Below are 18,463 nucleotides of genomic sequence, written 5' to 3' on the forward strand. Positions count from 1 at the left end.
GCGCGCATGAACTGGCTCATCGAAAGCGCATTGCGCCTGCGCATCGTCGTGGTGGCGCTCACCGTCCTGGCCATCGTCGTGGGGACGCGCATCGTACGCGACGCCCCGCTGGATGTCTTTCCGGAATTTTCTCCGCCCCTCGTGGAAGTGCAGACGGAAGCGCCGGGTCTGTCCACCGAAGAAGTGGAGGCACTCGTCACCACACCCATCGAACAGGCGCTGGCGGGAACGCCGCACATCGAGACGCTGCGTTCGAAGTCGGTGCTGGGACTTTCCAGCGTCGTACTGATCTTCGAGCGCGGCACCGACCTGCTGGTGGCCCGGCAGTTCGTCGGTGAGCGGCTGGCGCGCCTGCAAGGCACGTTGCCCGCTGTGGCCCGTCCACCGGTGCTGCTCTCACCGCTGTCGTCCACCAGTCGGGTGCTCAAGGTGGGCATGTCGTCGAAGACCATGTCACAGACCGACATGACCACACTGGTGCGCTTCACCGTGCGTCCACGCCTCATGTCGGTGCCGGGTGTGGCCAACGTGGCCGTGTGGGGGCAACGCGACCGACAGTTGCAGGTGCTGGTGGACCCAGAACGTCTGCGCGCCAATCGGGTCACGCTCGACGAAGTGACACGCGCCACAGGTGAAGCGGTGGCCGTGCGCGCCGGTGGGTTCATCGACGTGCCCAATCAGCGTTTCTCCGTGGCCCAGCGGTCGGAAGTGCATACCGGTGCCGATCTGGCGGCAGCCCCGGTGGCATTCCGCAACCGTGCCGCACTCCTGCTCGGCGATGTCACGCAGGTGACTGAAGGCAACCCACCACCCATCGGCAACGCGATCATCAACGACGGACCGGGCATCCTGTTGATCGTGGAAAAGCAGCCTTGGGGCAACACCCTCGAAGTGACACGGGGTGTGGAAGCGGCGCTCGCAGCCTTGCGCCCCGCGATGCCCGATGTGGAGGTGGACGCGACGATCTTCCGTCCGGCCACGTTCATCGAGATGTCGCTGCACAATCTCAATCGCGCCTTGCTGATCGGTTGTGTGCTGGTGGTCATCGTGTTGGGCTTGTTCTTGCGCGACTGGCGCACGGCTGTCATCAGCCTCACGGCCATTCCGCTGTCGCTGCTCGCTGCCGCCATCGTGATGCGCTATCGCGGCGGCACCATCGACACCATGGTGCTCGCTGGGCTCGTGATCGCGCTGGGAGAAGTGGTGGACGACGCCGTGATCGACGTGGAGAACATCGTGCGGCGCCTGCGTCTCAATCGTGAAGCCGGCAGCCCACGCTCGGCATTTCTCGTGGTGCTCCAGGCGTCCATCGAAGTACGCAGCGCGGTGGTGTACGCCAGCCTGATCGTCTCGCTGGTGTTTCTGCCGGTGTTTTTTCTGAGCGGACTGGCCGGTGCCTTCTTCCGTCCGCTTGCCGCCGCGTACGTGGTGGCCATTCTGGCGTCGTTGCTCGTGGCGCTCATCGTCACACCAGCGCTGTCGCTGCTGCTCCTGCCAAAAGCCGTGGCCCATCACAGCGAAGCCCCGCTGGTGACATGGCTCAAGGCGCACTACCGTCGCCTGTTGCCACGTTTTCTCGATGAGCCCACGTCAGACACCAATACCCGACGTGGCTGGTGGGCCCGCACACCGCGCGCGGCACGCATCATCGGTCTCGCGTTGTTCGCGGCGGGCGCCTCGTTCCCCTTTCTCGGCGAAGAGTTTCTTCCGCATTTCAAGGAATACGACTTCCTGATGCACTGGGTGGAAAAGCCCGGCACGTCCATCGAAGCGATGGACCGCATCACGATTCGCGCGAGCCAGGAGCTGCGCGCCATTCCCGGCGTGCGCAACTTCGGCGCCCATATCGGGCGTGCCGAGGTGGCCGACGAAGTGGTCGGTCCAAACTTCACCGAGCTGTGGATCTCCCTCGATCCGTCGGTGGACTACGATGCCACCGTAGCCAAGGTGCAGACCGTGGTGGACGGCTATCCCGGTCTCTATCGCGATCTGCTGACGTATCTGCGTGAACGCATCAAGGAAGTCCTCACCGGGACCAGCGCCTCGATGGTCGTTCGTCTGTATGGTCCCGACCTGGCCGTGCTGCGCGAGAAGGCCCAGGACGTGGCCAAGGTCATGGGTGGCGTGAACGGCGTGGCCGACCTCAAGGTGCAGCCGCAGGTCCTGGTGCCGCAGGTGGAGGTCAAAGTGCGGCAGGAGGCCGCTGCGCGCCTCGGACTCACGGCCGGTGTGGTGCGCGATCGCGTGGAAACGCTGGTGCGTGGCCGCAAGGTGGGCGAGGTGTACGAAGCCGACCGCGCGTTCGACGTGGTGGTGTGGGGTGCTCCTGGCGTGCGGGAAGACGTGACATCACTCGCGTCACTGCCCATCGACATCCCGGGCGGTGGTGTGGTGCCGCTGGGCGATGTGGCCGACGTGCGGCTCATGCCCACCCCCAACGAGATCACCCGCGAGAACGCCTCGCGCCGCCTCGATATCACGGCCAATGTGCGTGGACGTGATCTGGGCAGTGTGGCGCGTGAAGTGGAGCGTGTGGTGCGCGAGCTGCCGTTTGCCGCAGGCTACCACCCCGAGTTCCTGGGCGAATACGCGGCACAGCGTGAATCCAGCCGCCGACTGCTGTCGCTGTCCCTGCTCGCGATGCTCGGCATCTTCCTCATCCTGCACGCCGACTTCGGGTCGATGCGCCTGGCGGTCCTGGTGTTCGGGTCGCTGCCCTTTGCCGTGATAGGCGGCGTGGTGGCAGTGTGGCTCACCGGCGGTGTGCTGTCGCTGGGGTCCATCGTGGGGTTCGTGACGGTGATCGGCATCGCGGCCCGCAACGGCATCATGCTGGTCAGCCACTATCGCCATCTCGAACACGAGGAGGGGATGACGTTTGGCCGTGGTCTGGTGCTCCGAGGGGCAGAAGAACGGCTGGCCCCGATCACCATGACGGCGCTCGTGACCGCTCTGGCACTGGTACCGTTGATCGTCTGGGGTGACCGTCCGGGACACGAAATCGAGCACCCGATGGCCATCGTGATTCTGGGCGGCCTGGTCTCGTCCACCCTGCTCACGTTGTTCCTCATGCCGGCGCTGTACCTCCGGTACGGTCAGGCCCAACAGGAGGAGGACGCGGCGTTAGCTTGAATCGGGGCCTGGGTGGTCCCGCCCACTCACTCCGACGCTTTCGAGGATAGCCATGCGGTCGACGTCTGTCGTGCGGATCATGCAACGAATGATCATCGCGGGGCTGGTGGCGTTGACCGCATGCACGCCGCGCGACCAGGCAGCCGCGGCAGGCACGGGCACTCCTCTCACGGTGTTTGCCGCCGCGGACCTGCGTTTCGCCCTCGCCGATGTGGCCCGCCTCTATCGGGAACAGGGGGGCGACAGTCTGGTGCTGGTGTTCGGATCCACCGGCGACCTGACCACGCAGATCATCAATGGCGCGCCGGCCGACGTGTTCTTTGCAGCGAATGCGGAGGCCATCGATTCGCTCGCAGTGCGCACCATGATCGTCGACAGCACGCGACGGGTGTACGCGATCGGGCGTCTCGCTCTCATTGCCCGCTGTCCCACGGTGCAACGAGTGTCGCAAACGTCCTCCGCACCCTGCCCGGCCCCGGCGCGACTCGAGGAGGTGGCGGCCGCGTCGGTGCAGTCGATTGCGATCGCGGACCCGGCACATGCGCCATACGGCAGGGCCGCCCGCCAGACACTCGAGCGCGCGGGACTCTGGCCGGCGGTCGAAAAGCGCATCGTGTTGGGGGCCAACGTGTCCCAGGCCTATCAGTTCGTCAGCACCGGCAATGCCGATGTGGGATTGGTGGCACTTTCGCTGGTGGCGCGTGATTCGGTGCTCGGGCACACGCTGGTGGACGCCTCCCTGCACGATCCACTGCGGCAGACGCTGGCCGTCCTGACGGCGAGTACACATCAGGCCTCGGCCGCGAAGTTCCTGGCCTTCCTGAACACACCGGCAGCGAAAAACGCGATGCACGGCTTCGGCTTCGCCGAGGACGCGCCGTAACACTGGCCAGACCGGGAAGAACGGATGTCACTGCCCGCACTCGGCACTTGGCCTCTGGCGTTGTCACTGTTCGTGGCGACGCTCGCCACGCTGTGTGCATTGCTCGTGGGTTTGCCGTTGGCCTGGCTGTTGGCGCGGCGTCGTTTTCGCGGGCGGGCGGTGCTGGAGGTACTGGTACTGCTGCCGATGGTGCTGCCACCCACCGTGATCGGCTACTACCTGCTGCTGGGCGTAGGACGACGCAGTACACTCGGCGCGTGGTACGAATCAGTCATGGGTGCGCCGCTGGTGTTCACGCCGGCAGCAGCGGTGCTGGCCACGTTTGTGGCGGCGGCGCCGTTTCTGGTGCGTGCCGCGCAGGGTGGCTTCGAACAGGTGGACGCCAGCTACGAAGACGCGGCCCGCACACTTGGGCGCTCCGAGTGGTCGATCTTTCTCACCGTGACCACACCGTTGGCGTGGCGCGGTATTCTGGCCGGCACCGCACTGTGTTTTGCGCGGGCGATGGGTGAGTTCGGCGCCACACTCATGCTGGCCGGCAACATTCCCGGACGCACACAAACCGCCAGCCTCGCCGTGTACGATGCCGTGCAGGCCGGCGACTTTGCGCGGGCATCACGCCTGGCGATCCTGCTCTCGGTCATGACCGGTGTGGCACTGTGGGCGCTCACGCGGGCGGGGCGCGCACCGTCTGATCCTTCGCGCGAACCGCCGCGATGAGCATCGACACGAATACCGCGACCAACACGGGGATGGAAGGCGCTCGCGAGGCCAGCAATCCCGTACTCGACGTGACCATTCGCCGGCGACTGCCGACGTTCGAGCTGGATATCGCGTTCCGCATTCACAATGGGATCGCGGCCCTCGTGGGGCCGTCGGGCTCCGGCAAGACCCTCACACTGCGGGCGATCGCCGGCCTTTTGCACGTGACTGGGCGCATCGTGCTGAACACGCGCGTCCTGCTCGACATCAACGGCGCGCGGGCTCGTATCGATCTGCCGGCGCGGGATCGACACATCGGGTATGTGTTCCAGCACTACGCGCTCTTTCCGCACTACACGGCGGCGCAGAACATCGCCTACGGTCTGCAACATCTTCCGCGCAGGGTGCGGGATGCGCGGGTGCAGGACATGCTGGCCCTGGTGCGCCTCGAACAGCACGCGCAGAAACGACCGGCATCGCTGAGTGGTGGTGAACAGCAACGCATCGCGCTGGCTCGCGCCCTGGCGCCCAGTCCCTCGTTGCTCCTGTTGGACGAACCCCTTTCGGCTCTCGATGCTCCCCTGCGCCGTACACTGGGCGCCGAGTTGCGTACGCTGCACCGGGAGACCGGTGTACCGATGCTGCTCGTGACTCACGATCCCGATGAAGCTGCACGCATCGCCGATGTGACCGTGGAGATCGACGCGGGGAAGGTGATCACCACACGGGAAACGGGGACACCGCCATGAGCGCACCGCGCTCGGCCATCCTCGTCGTCGACGACGAACCGGCCATTCGCTCCATCATTCGTGCGGCCGTGGAAGATGATGCCGGTATCGCGTTCGAAGCCGCGAATGCCGCCACCGGTCTCGAGATCGCGCGACGCGAACGGCCGGCATTGATCGTACTCGACCTCGGCCTGCCCGATCAGGACGGCGTGGATGTCTGTCACGCGCTGCGGGAATGGAGTGCTGCGCCCATTCTCGTATTGTCGGCACGGCACAGCGACACCGAAAAGGCCCGCGCGCTCGACGCGGGCGCCGACGACTATCTCACTAAACCGTTCTCCACCATCGAACTGCAGGCCCGCATGCGCGCATTGTTGCGCCGCGCCCGCATGGCACCGGTTCCGGGTGGTGATGCTCCGCTGGTGCGTGGTGACGTGGTGATCGACCTCGCCAACCGGCAGGTGACGCAACACGGCATGCCGGTGCATCTGACGCCCACCGAATGGGATCTGCTGCGGGCCCTCGTGACACACGCTGGTCGTACCATGACCCACAAGCAGCTCTTCGATGCCGTGTGGGGACGTCACCATGGCGATGCGCAGCAGTATTTGCGTGTGTACATCGGGCACCTGCGCCGCAAACTCGAGGTCGACCCGCTGCGTCCCACACTCATCGTGACGGAAGGTGGTGTGGGTTACCGTTTTGCCGACCACCACTGAGCATCGGTCACCACGCATGCACGCCCGTGAGACCCGTGAGCTGAACGATCATCGACGATCGGGACGGGCAGCCTGGCTCGTGAGCATTCTCGCGTTGTTGCTCGCCACGCTGGCCCTGCATCAGGTGCGTGATGCGCTCGACAAGGCCCATGTGGCACTGGTATTGCTGCTGGTGGTGCTTGGCGGCAGCGCAGCGGGTGGGCGGGTGCTGGGCGTGGTGCTCGCACTGGCCGGCTTTGTGGTGTTCGATCTGTTTTTCCTGCCACCATTCAACACCCTGGTGGTGGCCGATCCATTGGACTGGCTGGTGCTGGTGGTGTTCCTCGCCACCGGTGTCGTGGCGGCGCAGTTGCTCACACGGGCGCAGCGTGAAGCCGATGAAGCCCGCCGTCGCTCGGAAGAGGTGGCGGCACTCACCGCACAGGCGCAGACCGATGCCGCCCATGCGGCAGCGTTGCGTGAAGCCGATCAGCTCAAGGACGCGCTGCTGGCCACGGTATCGCATGACCTCCGCACACCCCTGACCACCATCCGCGGCCTGGCACACGACATTGTGCGCGATGGTGACGACCGGGCGCTGGCCATCGAAGAAGAGGTCGAGCGGCTCAATCGCCTCGTGACCGATCTGCTCGACCTGTCGCGCCTCAAGGCTGGCGGCGTGCCATTGGCACTGGCGCTCAACACCGCCGATGAGCTCATGGGCGCCACACTACAGCGTGTCTCTGGTGCAGCCACAGGCCGAGACATTCGGGCCTCGCTCGATCCCAATGAACCGCTGCTGGTGGGCACGTTTGACCTCACGCATTCGGTGCGCATCCTGGGCAACCTGCTCGAGAACGCGCTCAAGTACGCACCGGACAATGCCCCCATCGATTTCACGGTGGTGCGCGAAGGCCCCATGCTGGCCTTCCGGGTGGCCGACCGCGGGCCTGGCATCGCCGACGAAGAGCGTGAACGCATCTTCACGCCGTTTCATCGTGCGACGTCGGCGCGTCCCGACGTGGGGAGTGTGGGTCTGGGGTTGGCCATTGCCCGCGGGCTGGCCGATGCGCAGGGCGGTTCGCTGCAGGTGACCCCACGCGACGGCGGAGGCAGTGTGTTCACCCTGCATCTGCCCGCGGCCGACCTCATCGACACCTTCGAGACCCGCTGAACCGCAGGCGGGTCCCACAAATCTTTGTGGGATCTTTGTGCCCTGCGGCCGCGCCTTTGTGCGGCGTTCACGGGTTGTCCGGCACCATGCAGCATCGCCCAATCGGGCGATGACTACCCTCGCGGTAGCCTCACGCACTTCGAGGTCTGCATGCGCGACTTGCTGTACCTGCTGCTCACGGTGGCCTGCTTTGCCGTGATGCTCCTCTATGTCCGAGGCTGTGCGGCCCTCGGACGGTCATCCGGCGCACACGCCTCACGTGGCGAGTCGGGGCGAGGCCTGTCCTCATGAATGTCGCGCCCACCTCCACGAATGGCTGGATGCAGATCGCGCTGTTTGCGGTCGCCGTGCTGCTCGTGACCAAGCCGATGGGCTGGTATCTCGCGCAGGTCTACGAAGGCCGCATGCGCTGGCTGGCCCCGATCGAGCGTCGACTGTATCGCCTCGCCGGTGTGGATGCCGAGTCCGAACAACATTGGACCACGTACGCTACATCGCTGCTGCTGTTCAGCGCCGTGAGCATGTTGCTCACCTACGTGGTCCTGCGCCTGCAGGGCTGGTTGCCGTTCAATCCGGTCGGGCTGGGGGCCGTAACCGACCGGCAGGCCTTCGAGACATCGGCGTCGTTTGTCTCCAATACCAACTGGCAGAGCTATGCGGGCGAAAGCACGATGTCGTACTTCGCGCAGGCCACACAGCTCACCTTCCACAACTTCACCTCGGCAGCCACCGGGCTTGGTGTGGCGGTGGCATTGATGCGCGGCATTGCGCGTCGTGGCACGGGCAACGGCGCGGGCGCCGGGCGTATCGGCAACTTCTGGGTGGACCTGGTGCGTGGCACGCTGTACGTGCTGCTGCCCCTGTCGTGCATCCTCGCGCTGCTCTTCGTGCAACAGGGTGTGCCACAACGCTCGACGGTGCCGCCATCGCTCACACGCTCGATGGCGCCACGCAGACCATTGCCCGTGGGCCGGTGGCCAGTCAGGAGGCCATCAAACAACTCGGCACCAATGGTGGCGGTTTCTTCAACGCCAACGCGGCACATCCTTTCGAGAATCCGACGCCAGTCAGCAACTGGTGGTCGATGCTGGCGATCTTTCTCATCCCTGCCGGCACCGTGTGGATGTTCGGCCGCGGAGTGGGCAGCACGCGGCATGGGTGGGCCCTGTGGACGGCCATGTTCGTGTTGTTCATCGGCGGCACGAGTGTCGCCTATTGGGCGGAATCGCGTGGCAACCCGCAGCATGCCGCGCTGGGTGTCGACGTGGCCGGCGTGGTACCGGGGCACGCGGCCGGCAACATGGAAGGCAAGGAGGTGCGCTTCGGCATCGCCAACTCCGCGCTCTACGCCGTGGTTTCCACTGACGCCTCCTGCGGCGCGGTGAACAGCATGCACGACTCGTTCACGGCACTGGGCGGTCTGGTGCCGCTGGTGAACATGCAGCTCGGTGAACTGATCTTCGGCGGTGTGGGCGCCGGACTGTACGGCACGCTGATCATGGTGGTGCTCACTGTGTTCATCGCCGGGCTCATGGTGGGACGCACGCCGGAGTATCTGGGCAAGCGCATTCAGCAGCGCGAAGTGCAGATGGTCATGTGTTATGTACTCGCGTTTCCCGCCATCGTGCTGCCGCTCACGGCCATCTCGCTGGTATTGCCCGAGGGCCTCGCTGGTCTCAACAACCGCGGTCCGCACGGCCTGACGGAAGTGCTCTATGCCTTCACGTCCACCGCCGCCAACAACGGCAGTGCGTTCGCCGGCCTCACCGGCGGCACCACGTTCTACAACACCCTCTTCGGGATCGCGATGCTGCTGGGCCGTTTCGCGCTGATCGTGCCCGTCCTGGCGCTGGCCGGCTTCCTGGCCGAACAACGTATTGCTCCGGCCACAGCGGGCACATTCCCGGTCACCGGGCCGATGTTCGTCACGCTGCTGCTGGGCGTGATCCTGATTGTCGGTGCGCTCACCTACTTTCCCGCCCTCGCGCTCGGTCCGGTGGTGGAACACCTCCTCATGACCGGCGGGAGGTTGTTCTCATGACCACCACATCGCGCCCCCTCCTTGATGGGGCCATCGTACGCCGGGCCATGAGTGAGTCAGTGCGCAAGCTCGATCCGCGCCAGATGGTGCGCAACCCGGTGATGTTCGTGGTGCTGCTGGGCTGTGTGCTCACGACGATCACTCTGTTGCTCGACATCAGCCGGGGGGCATCCGACATCGGCTTCACGCTGCAGCTCACGCTGTGGCTCTGGTTCACGGTGCTGTTCGCCAACTTCGCCGAAGCCATGGCGGAAGGACGTGGCAAAGCGCAGGCCGACAGTCTGCGTGCGGCACGCTCCGATGTGCAGGCCAAGCAGCTCGACGCCTCTGACGGCGATGGAGATATCGACATCAAGGCATTCGAGTTGGTGTCGGCCAATGCGCTGCGTCGTGGTGCGCTGGTGGTGTGTTTTCCGGGCGATGTGATCCCGAGCGACGGCGAAGTGATCATCGGCGTGGCGTCGGTGGATGAATCGGCCATCACCGGTGAAAGTGCACCGGTCATTCGCGAAAGTGGCGGCGACCGTTCGGCCGTCACCGGCGGCACCAAGGTGCTCTCCGATTATCTCGTGATTCGCATCGGCGCCAATCCGGGCGAAACGTTCATCGATCGCATGATCGCCCTGGTGGAAGGCGCATCGCGGCAAAAGACTCCCAACGAAATTGCGCTCACCATTCTGCTGGTGGGGCTCACCGTGGTGTTTCTGTTGGCGGTGATCGCCCTCGAACCACTGGCCCGCTACAGCGGCGCCTCGGTGTCCATTCCCGTGCTGGTGGCGCTACTGGTGTGCCTCATCCCCACGACTATCGGCGGCCTGTTGTCGGCCATCGGTATTGCGGGCATGGATCGGCTCATCCAGCAGAACGTGGTGGCGATGAGCGGCCGCGCGGTGGAAGCCGCGGGCGATGTGCACACCCTGCTGCTCGACAAGACTGGCACGATCACGCTGGGCAATCGCGTGGCCTCGGCGTTTGCCCCGGTGCCGGGTGTGGACGAAGCGTTTCTCGCCGAACGGGCACAACTCGCCTCGCTGGCCGACGAAACGCCGGAAGGCCGCAGTATCGTGGTGCTGGCCAAGGAACGCTTTGGCTTGCGCGGCCAGCAGGTGGCCGATTCGGAGTTTGTGCCGTTCAGCGCCAGCACGCGCATGAGTGGTGTGAACATACATGGCATCGAACTGCGAAAGGGCGCCGCCGACGCGGTGATTCGCTGGGTACGCGAGCATCAGGGCGAGGTGCCGGACGCCCTCGAAGCCCTGGTGGGTGACATCGCGCGCGCCGGTGGCACTCCGTTGGTGGTTGGTGAGCGCACCAACACGGGCTGCCGCGTGCTCGGCGTGATCGCCCTCAAGGACGTCGTGAAGGGTGGCATGCGCGAGCGCTTCGACCGGCTGCGTGCCATGGGCATCCGCACCGTCATGATCACCGGCGACAATCCACTCACCGCTGCGGCCATCGCCGCCGAAGCGGGCGTGGACGACTACCTCGCTGAAGCGCGCCCCGAAGACAAGATGGCGCTCATCGTGCGCGAGCAGCAGGGCGGGCGGTTGGTGGCCATGGCCGGCGACGGCACCAACGATGCCCCAGCGCTGGCCCAGGCCGATGTGGGTGTGGCCATGAACACGGGCACGCAGGCTGCCAAGGAAGCGGGGAACATGATCGACCTCGACTCCAATCCCACGAAACTCATCGAGATCGTGGAGATCGGCAAGCAGTTGCTGATGACGCGCGGTGCGCTCACCACGTTTTCCATCTCCAACGATATCGCGAAGTACTTCGCGATCATCCCGGCGATGTTCATCGCGGCATTTCCCGAACTGGCCGTGCTCAACGTCATGGGACTGCACTCCCGCGAGAGTACCATCCTGGCCTCGGTGATCTTCAACGCGCTCATCATCGTAGCGCTCATCCCGCTGGCACTGCGCGGCGTCACCTACCGTCCCGCCGCGGCCAACATCGTGCTGCGTCGCAACCTGCTCATCTACGGTGTGGGTGGTCTCCTCGTGCCCTTCCTGGGCATCAAGGTCATCGACCTCGCACTCGTGGCGCTGCACCTGGCCTGAGCTCACACAGGAAACGTCCATGAAAGCTTCCATGATGCAACACCTTCGCCCCGCGCTCGTGATGACGGCCGCACTTTGCCTCATCACCGGCATCATCTACCCCGGCCTGATCACCGGCGCGGCACAACTGCTCTTCCCGGCGCAGGCCAACGGATCGCTCATCGAACGCGACGGGCGTGTGGTCGGTAGCGCGCTGATCGGTCAACGCTTCACCACGCCGAACTACTTCCACGGCCGGCCGTCGGCTGCGGGCGCCGATGGCTACGACGCCATGGCATCGGGCGGCAGCAACAAGGGCCCCACCGACAGCACACTCGCGGCCCGTATTGCCGAACGCGTAGACAGCGTCGTTGTAGACGGCGGCGTACGCGGCCGCATTCCGGCCGACCTGGTCACGGCATCGGGATCGGGACTCGACCCCGACATCTCGCCAGCGTCGGCAGCGCTGCAGGTCGCGCGTGTGGCGCAGGCGCGCGAGCTGCCCGCCGCAACCGTGACCCTTCTCGTCGCCCAACACACCACGCCGCGCCAGCTCGGCGTTCTTGGCGAGCCACGCGTGAATGTGCTGCGCCTCAATCTCGCGCTGGATTCCCTGAGCGCGACCTCCCCGTCAGTGCGTTCGGTGCGCTGACTCCCATATCGATCCCCATCGATTCACAAACGAGCCATGAATCCGCTTCTCGTTGCGTCTTTCGTCGTGCCGCTGCTGGGCAGTGACACGCTAGGTGTGCAGAAACCCGCGGTCGACTCCGCCGAGGCCAAGGTACCCTTTGGGCACGCCGACTTCACCTGGATGAATGGACAGAGCCGTCAACGTTCCACGCCGTTGCAGCTCGGCAAGTACGTCACCGGCAGTCTGTACCTCGACACCTACTTCTCGCAGTCCAACAACCGCCCGCGCGACAACACCATCGTGGGTTCGGCCAGCATTGGACGCAGTGGCGAATTCCAGATCAACCTCGCCAGTGTCGGTGTGTCGTGGAACTACCAGAACGTCATCGGGCGCATCGAGCTGCAGTCGGGTAGCATGCTCAACATCGTGCAGGACCTCGATGGCAGTGTGGGCCGAGGCCGCAACCTCACCACTGCGGGGCTGCGCAACATCCGCCAGGCCACAGCGGGCTACCACTTCGACAAAGGCTACGGCATCGACGTGGAGGCGGGCATCTTCGCCAGCTACGTGGGCCTCGAGAGCTACCTGCTGGGCGAGAACTGGAATTACCACCGCTCGCTGGTGTGTGACTTCACGCCCTTCTACTTCCAGGGGGTGAGGGCGTCATTCTATCCCACGCAAAAACTCAAGCTGGAACCGTGGATCATGAACGGCTTCCAGACCTACGGGCGATGGAATGTCGCACCCAGCGTGGGTTTCTCCACCTACTATCGCCCCACCGGCTCACTCGGGCTGATCGGCAACTTCTACTATGGCGCGGATCAGCGTGGCAATCCTGGCCGCAAGCGCTTCCATCACGACAATTCCGTGCTGCTGCGCTATCTCGACCGTCCTACGGCGCACGGTATCAGCAAGATGGCCTTTTCGCTCAACTCGCACTACGGATTCGAGCAGGGTGGCAATGGCCCATCGGCCGGCCAGGCCTACATGGCCGGCACATCGTTCGTGAACAGTATCTGGTTCAACCAGGACCGGCTGGCACTGGCGGTGCGGGCCGAGTTGGTAGCCAACCCGTCGCGCTATCTCGCGCCGGCGCCGACCCCGGGTGGATTCACCGACGGCGGCACCGACTTCATGGCGCGTGGACTCACGGCCACGTTCGATGTCATGCCGACGGACTTCTTCTCCGTACGTGCCGAGGTGATGACACGCGCTTCCAGCGTGCCGTTCTTTGCGGGCCCCGGTGGTACCACGTCGGTGGACGGATACCTGGGCACTCCAGGCGACTTCACGCCCGATGTGCGTCGTGCGCAGACACTCTTCACACTCGCGCTCAATTTCCGACTCTGATGGCGTCGCCCACACCCATCGACCCGCGCGACCAGGCGCTGCTGTCGCTGTTGCCACGCAACGGCCGCGGACACTTCAAGGTGTACCTTGGTTCGGCGGCGGGTGTTGGCAAGACCGTGCGCATGCTGCAGGAAGCGCACGACCTGCGTCAGCGTGGTGTCGATGTGGTGGTGGGGTTCATCGAAACACATGGACGGGCAGAGACGGCGGCACTGGTGCGCGACCTCGACATCGTGCCGCGTACCAGCATGACGTACCGTGACGTCACACTGGAAGAGATGGACCTGTGCGCTGTGTTGGCCCGTGCACCCCAAGTCGCCCTGGTGGACGAACTGGCGCACAACAATGTGCCGGGCAGCGTACATCGCAAACGCTGGGAGGACGTGCTCGATCTGCTCGAAGCAGGCATCAGTGTGGTGAGCGCGATGAATGTGCAGCACGTGGAGTCGATCGCGCCTATCGTGCAGCAGGCGCTGGGCGTGGTCGTGCGGGAGACCGTGCCCGACTGGGTGCTGGGCCGTGCCGATCAGGTGGTGAACATCGACATTCCGGCTGACGAACTGCGCCGGCGGCTGATCGACGGCAAGATCTATGCGTTAGACAAAGTACCGACCGCGCTCGACCATTTTTTCACGGCCGAAAACCTCACGACACTACGGGAGCTGGCACTGCGCGAAGCTGCCAGCTCTGTGGATCGGGAGCGTATGGAGCTGGTGCGCCGAGAGACGGGGCGCAGTGCCACCGTGCATGCCAGCGCCGATCGATTGATGGTGGCGATGGCCAGTCACCCACCGCGCACCGCAGCACTGCTGCACAAGGCGCGCCGCATTGCCGGTCGGCTCAACTCCGACTGGTACTGCGTGTATGTGCAGACGCCGTCCGAACGTGCGGATCGCATCGACACCAGTATTCAGCGTGCACTCGTATCCAACATTCAGCTCGCGCAGCGCATGGGCGCCGAAGTGGTGAAACTGGAAGGCGACGACGTGGCGGCCGCGATCATCCAGTTCGCCCAGCGCGAGGGTGTGTCACTGGTATTGGTGGGCCGGAGCGAACGCTCCTGGTGGCATCGCATCCGGCACGGCTCCGTTGTCGACCGTCTGCTCTCCCGCGACCTGGGGCTCGACGTGCTGATCGTCAGCTAAAGACTCGCCAGGTCGCAACAACTTCAACAGCGGGGGGAACGCAGACAACACAGAAGCCATGCAGATCACACGGATAAAATCAAAAAAATTTGTATCTGTGTTTTCTGCTCTGCTTTCGTGCGATCTGCGTTCCCCTCGCTGTTTACCATTTCCTATCGACGCGCAGACTGACCGACCGGTCTGTTCGGCAGTAGCTCTGCCTTCGCCACCGCATTCATAGAACCACCGCGACGACGACATCATCGAACGGGAAGGCGACCTGTGGGTGAGACATGGGCCATTCCCATATGCTCCCGATTTCTTCCGTGCGCCGCTATCCAATCCGGTCCGATATCACGTAATTTCGGACATGCCTGCTCGCCGCGTGGAACAACACTACTCGCAACGCACCGGATGGCTGCGTGCTGCCGTACTCGGTGCCAACGATGGCATCGTATCCACCGCAGCGCTGGTCGTGGGTGTGGCAGCGGCCACTCCCGACCGTCACGCCATCCTGCTGGCTGGACTCGCAGGCATGGTGGCAGGTGCCATGTCCATGGCGGCTGGCGAATACGTATCGGTCAGCTCCCAAGCGGACACGGAGAATGCCGACCTTGCCCGTGAAGCGCAGGAACTGGCGGACTATCCCGACGACGAGCTCCGCGAGCTACAGGCCATCTACATGGCCCGCGGGCTCGACGAAGCGCTGTCCTTGCAAGTGGCCCAGCAACTCTCCGCACGTAACGCGCTGGCTGCACACGCCCGCGATGAACTGGGCCTGGTCGACATCCACGCCGCCCGCCCAATACAAGCGGCATTCGCATCGGCCAGCACCTTCGCGATCGGTGCGGCGGTTCCGTTGGCAGCGGCATTCCTGACCCGACCAGCCAACGCCATCACCACCGTGTCGGTGACTTCTCTGATCTGCCTGGCCAGCCTGGGTGCCATCGCTGCGCAGGTTGGCGGCGCAAGCCTGCTGCGGGGCGCCCTTCGCGTGACCTTCTGGGGCACACTGGCCCTCGCGCTCACCGCCGCCGTCGGCAAGCTGTTCGGCGCCACCGTCTAGCCATCCCGGGAGACAACAGCGGGGGGAACACAGATCGCACAGAAACAGAGCAGATCACACAGACAAAACACGGACGGAAAACAAATTCAAGAGTGGTGAGCTTGCCCCGGTTTCGTGGACACCGGGGTTACGCCGCCTGCGCAGCGTGGCGAATCCTGTTCTCGTACTGCTGTGGTGATTGGTAGTCTAAGCTGGAATGCAACCGGTGCGGGTTGTACCAACCATCGATGTAGTCGCTGATGGTGTGACGCAGGGCCCGCACCGACGCGCACGCGCGATAGGCACACTCGCGCTTGAGCGTCGCGAAGAAGCTCTCGACGACCGCGTTGTCATAACAGTTGCCGACCGCGCTGAGACTCGGGGTGATCTCGTGCGCGGCGAGCAGGGCCCGGTAGGGGGGCGCTCACATACTGCACGCCGCGATCGGAGTGATGCAGCACGCGTCCCAGGCGCGGACGGAGGAGCGCACGACGAAGCGCCGCCGCCGGCAACGTGGTCAGGAGATGGGGGGCGAGCGCCCACCCGACGATCGCCCGCGACGCGAGGTCTTGGACGACCGCGAGATACGCCGTCCCGCCGTCGTAGTGCAGGTACGTGATGTCGGCCCCCCAGCGCGCATTCAGCGCCGTGGACGGCGCAAAGTCGCGCGCCAGCACGTTGGGCGTGGCCGCGGTCGGATCACTCGGGCTGCTCGCCCGCCAACGACGCGATGTCTTGCCCACGAGCGTCGCGGCGTACATCAAGCGCGCGACGCGTTTGCGACTGACGCGTTCGCCCGCCTGCTGCAGCGCTTCCTGCACGCGGGGCGCGCCATACGTGCCCCGGCTGACGCGATGCACCACCGCGATCTGTGTCGTCAGATCCGCGTCGCGCTCGGCCCGCGCACTCGGCGGACGGTGTCGCGACGCGTAGTAGCCGGAGCAGCTCACGCGGAGCACGCGCGCCATCAGCCGCACCGGAAACACGGCGGCGTGATCGGCCATGCAGGCGTACTTCGCGCTTATGGAACATCCCGCGCGAAGTACGCCGCCGCTTTTTTTGCGAAGTCGCGCTCCTGGCGCAACGTCTCGACTTCGCGGCGCAGGCGGCGCACTTCCGCTTCCAACGATTCGGACGGGGCCTCCGCGCTGGCCGGCGTCGCCTCGTCCGCCTCGCGACGCCAACGCGAGAGCATCCCATTGTTGAGGCCAAGCGCGCGTGCCACATCGCTCTGGGAACGGCCGCGCAGCAGCTCTTCTCGCACGCGCTGCACGGCCGCCGCCTTATACTCGGCCGTAAACTGCCGATGGGTCTTGCCTCGTTTGCTCATGAACCACCTCCTCCACAGATCTACATCTGCTGGGGTGAAGGTGTCCACTAAACCGGGGCAGGCTCATGGTATCTGTGTAGTCTGCTCTGTTTCTGTGCGATCTGTGTTCCCCCCGCTGTTCAAATGCCGCCGTAGCAGAGGTACTTCGTCTCGAGGAACGAGTCGAGCCCATACTTCGACCCCTCGCGCCCCATGCCTGAGGCTTTCACTCCGCCGAAGGGCGCCACCTCGGTGGAGATGAGACCTTCGTTCACACCCACCATGCCGTACTCGAGCGCTTCCGACACACGCCAGCATCGGCCCACATCGCGGCTGTAGAAGTAGGCCGCCAGGCCAAACTCGGTGTCGTTGGCCATACGCACCGCCTCGTCTTCGCTTGTGAAACGGAAGATGGGTGCCACCGGGCCAAACACTTCTTCACGGGCAATACGCATATCGGTCGTGGCATCAGCCAGCACGGTGGGCTCGAAATAGAGCCCCTCCTTCCGATGCCCGCCGCGCAGGAGGCGTGCGCCCTTCTGCACCGCATCAGCAATGTGGGCTTCCACCTTCTGGACACCCTTCTCGTTGATGAGCGGCCCCACCTGCACCTGCGTGTCCAGCACATCCCCCGTGCGCAGGCCACCCACAGCCGCCGCGAAACGCTCCACGAATGCGTCGTATGCACCGTCCTGCACCAGAATGCGATTCACGCACACACACGTCTGACCATTGTGACGGTACTTGGCGGCCAGCGCCCCACGCACGGCGGCGTCGAGATCGGCATCATCGAACACCAGAAACGGTGCGTTGCCACCCAACTCCAGCGACAGCTTGGTGAGATTGTTCGCGCACTGCGCCATGAGTGTGCGGCCCACACCCGTGGAGCCCGTGAACGACAGCTTCCGCACCAGCGGGTTCTCGCACAGCTCGAGCCCCACCTCAGAAGAATGATTGGTGGTCACCACGCTCAACACGCCAGCGGGAATACCCGCCTCCTCGGCGAGTGCCGCCAGCGCCAGCGCCGTGAGTGGTGTTTCGGCGGGTGGCTTGATCACCACAGGGCATCCAGCGGCGAGTGCCGGTGCCACCTTCCGCGTGATCATGGCCAACGGGAAGTTCCACGGGGTGATCGCCGCCACCACACCCACCGGCTGCTTGATCACCACCAACCGCCGATCGCGGGTGTGCGCCGGAATCACGTCGCCATACGCCCGCTTCGCTTCCTCGGCGAACCACTCCACGAACGACGCACCATAGGTGACCTCACCCAGACTCTCGGTGATCACCTTGCCCGACTCCTGACTCATGAGACGAGCCAGCGTGTCGCGATGTGCCATGATGCGCGTGAACCACTCCCGCAGCAGTGCCCCACGTTCCTTGGCCGTCATCGCGCGCCATGCCGGCCACGCCGCCGATGCCCCTTCAATCGCACGACGCGTTTCCGCACGTCCCATGTTGGGTACATCCGCCAGGTGTACGCCGGTGGATGGACTGTGCACGGCAAACGTGGATGCATCATCGGCATCCACCCACGCACCATTCACAAAGGCCTGCGTGCGATAGAACGGAAACTGCGCGAACTCGGAGGTAGCCATGAG

General features: G+C 64.9%; 16 protein-coding genes and 1 pseudogene. 13 read left to right on the plus strand and 4 right to left on the minus strand.

From position 1 onward, the window contains the following. The first annotated feature begins 6 nt into the window (after window positions 1-6). The 13 genes and pseudogenes from GAU_RS14780 to GAU_RS14835 all read left to right on the plus strand — a co-directional run bounded on the left by GAU_RS14780 (window position 7) and on the right by GAU_RS14835 (window position 15,574). Window positions 7-3,132, plus strand: a complete 3,126-nt coding sequence (locus tag GAU_RS14780; RefSeq protein WP_015894694.1) for an efflux RND transporter permease subunit — start codon at window positions 7-9, stop codon at window positions 3,130-3,132. Window positions 3,133-3,184: 52 nt separating this feature from the next. Then, on the plus strand, window positions 3,185-4,015 hold the full coding sequence (gene modA, locus GAU_RS14785; protein ID WP_015894695.1) for a molybdate ABC transporter substrate-binding protein: 831 nt from the start codon (window positions 3,185-3,187) through the stop codon (window positions 4,013-4,015). A gap of 24 nt (window positions 4,016-4,039) precedes the next feature. Beyond that, on the plus strand, window positions 4,040-4,735 hold the full coding sequence (gene modB, locus GAU_RS14790; protein WP_015894696.1) for a molybdate ABC transporter permease subunit: 696 nt from the start codon (window positions 4,040-4,042) through the stop codon (window positions 4,733-4,735). After that, window positions 4,732-5,466, plus strand: coding sequence for a sulfate/molybdate ABC transporter ATP-binding protein (locus tag GAU_RS14795; protein ID WP_015894697.1), 735 nt, complete (start codon window positions 4,732-4,734; stop codon window positions 5,464-5,466). The genes modB and GAU_RS14795 overlap by 4 nt, the downstream gene beginning before the upstream one ends. Beyond that, window positions 5,463-6,164 carry a response regulator gene (locus tag GAU_RS14800; RefSeq protein WP_015894698.1) on the plus strand — a complete coding sequence of 234 codons (702 nt, stop codon included), beginning with the start codon at window positions 5,463-5,465 and terminating at the stop codon, window positions 6,162-6,164. The genes GAU_RS14795 and GAU_RS14800 overlap by 4 nt, the downstream gene beginning before the upstream one ends. 16 nt (window positions 6,165-6,180) lie before the next feature. Next, window positions 6,181-7,317, plus strand: a complete 1,137-nt coding sequence (locus tag GAU_RS14805; RefSeq protein WP_015894699.1) for a sensor histidine kinase — start codon at window positions 6,181-6,183, stop codon at window positions 7,315-7,317. Window positions 7,318-7,467: 150 nt separating this feature from the next. Continuing rightward, window positions 7,468-7,608 carry a hypothetical protein gene (locus GAU_RS22295; protein WP_156799059.1) on the plus strand — a complete coding sequence of 47 codons (141 nt, stop codon included), beginning with the start codon at window positions 7,468-7,470 and terminating at the stop codon, window positions 7,606-7,608. Between the two features lie 77 nt (window positions 7,609-7,685). Continuing rightward, a pseudogene (gene kdpA / locus GAU_RS14810) lies at window positions 7,686-9,358 on the plus strand (potassium-transporting ATPase subunit KdpA). After that, window positions 9,355-11,421: a potassium-transporting ATPase subunit KdpB gene (kdpB, locus tag GAU_RS14815; protein ID WP_015894702.1), complete on the plus strand. Its 2,067-nt coding sequence runs from the start codon at window positions 9,355-9,357 to the stop codon at window positions 11,419-11,421. Before kdpA ends, kdpB begins: the two are co-directional and overlap by 4 nt. Window positions 11,422-11,452: 31 nt before the next feature. After that, window positions 11,453-12,052, plus strand: coding sequence for a potassium-transporting ATPase subunit KdpC (kdpC, locus tag GAU_RS14820; RefSeq protein WP_015894703.1), 600 nt, complete (start codon window positions 11,453-11,455; stop codon window positions 12,050-12,052). A gap of 36 nt (window positions 12,053-12,088) precedes the next feature. Continuing rightward, on the plus strand, window positions 12,089-13,384 hold the full coding sequence (locus tag GAU_RS14825) for a porin (protein ID WP_015894704.1): 1,296 nt from the start codon (window positions 12,089-12,091) through the stop codon (window positions 13,382-13,384). Next, a complete protein-coding gene (locus GAU_RS14830; protein ID WP_015894705.1) occupies window positions 13,384-14,529 on the plus strand; it encodes a sensor protein KdpD in 1,146 nt (381 codons plus the stop codon). The genes GAU_RS14825 and GAU_RS14830 overlap by 1 nt, the downstream gene beginning before the upstream one ends. A gap of 349 nt (window positions 14,530-14,878) precedes the next feature. After that, complete coding sequence (locus tag GAU_RS14835) at window positions 14,879-15,574, plus strand: VIT1/CCC1 transporter family protein (RefSeq protein ID WP_041265567.1); 696 nt, start codon at window positions 14,879-14,881, stop codon at window positions 15,572-15,574. A 127-nt stretch (window positions 15,575-15,701) separates the two neighbouring features. Here GAU_RS14835 and GAU_RS23005 read toward each other — a convergent pair whose 3' ends face one another. The 4 genes from GAU_RS23005 to GAU_RS14850 form a co-directional block, all read right to left on the minus strand. Then, window positions 15,702-15,959 (minus strand): integrase core domain-containing protein, encoded by a 258-nt coding sequence (locus GAU_RS23005; RefSeq protein ID WP_083765675.1) that lies wholly within the window; start codon window positions 15,957-15,959, stop codon window positions 15,702-15,704. Then, window positions 15,904-16,557: an IS3 family transposase gene (locus GAU_RS14840; protein WP_015894708.1), complete on the minus strand. Its 654-nt coding sequence runs from the start codon at window positions 16,555-16,557 to the stop codon at window positions 15,904-15,906. The genes GAU_RS23005 and GAU_RS14840 overlap by 56 nt, the downstream gene beginning before the upstream one ends. A gap of 17 nt (window positions 16,558-16,574) precedes the next feature. Continuing rightward, window positions 16,575-16,883 carry a transposase gene (locus GAU_RS14845; protein WP_015894709.1) on the minus strand — a complete coding sequence of 103 codons (309 nt, stop codon included), beginning with the start codon at window positions 16,881-16,883 and terminating at the stop codon, window positions 16,575-16,577. 119 nt (window positions 16,884-17,002) lie between these two features. Beyond that, window positions 17,003-18,460 carry an NAD-dependent succinate-semialdehyde dehydrogenase gene (locus GAU_RS14850; protein WP_015894710.1) on the minus strand — a complete coding sequence of 486 codons (1,458 nt, stop codon included), beginning with the start codon at window positions 18,458-18,460 and terminating at the stop codon, window positions 17,003-17,005. Between the last annotated feature and the right edge of the window lie 3 nt (window positions 18,461-18,463).

This window comes from Gemmatimonas aurantiaca T-27, from assembly GCF_000010305.1.
GTDB lineage: Bacteria > Gemmatimonadota > Gemmatimonadetes > Gemmatimonadales > Gemmatimonadaceae > Gemmatimonas > Gemmatimonas aurantiaca.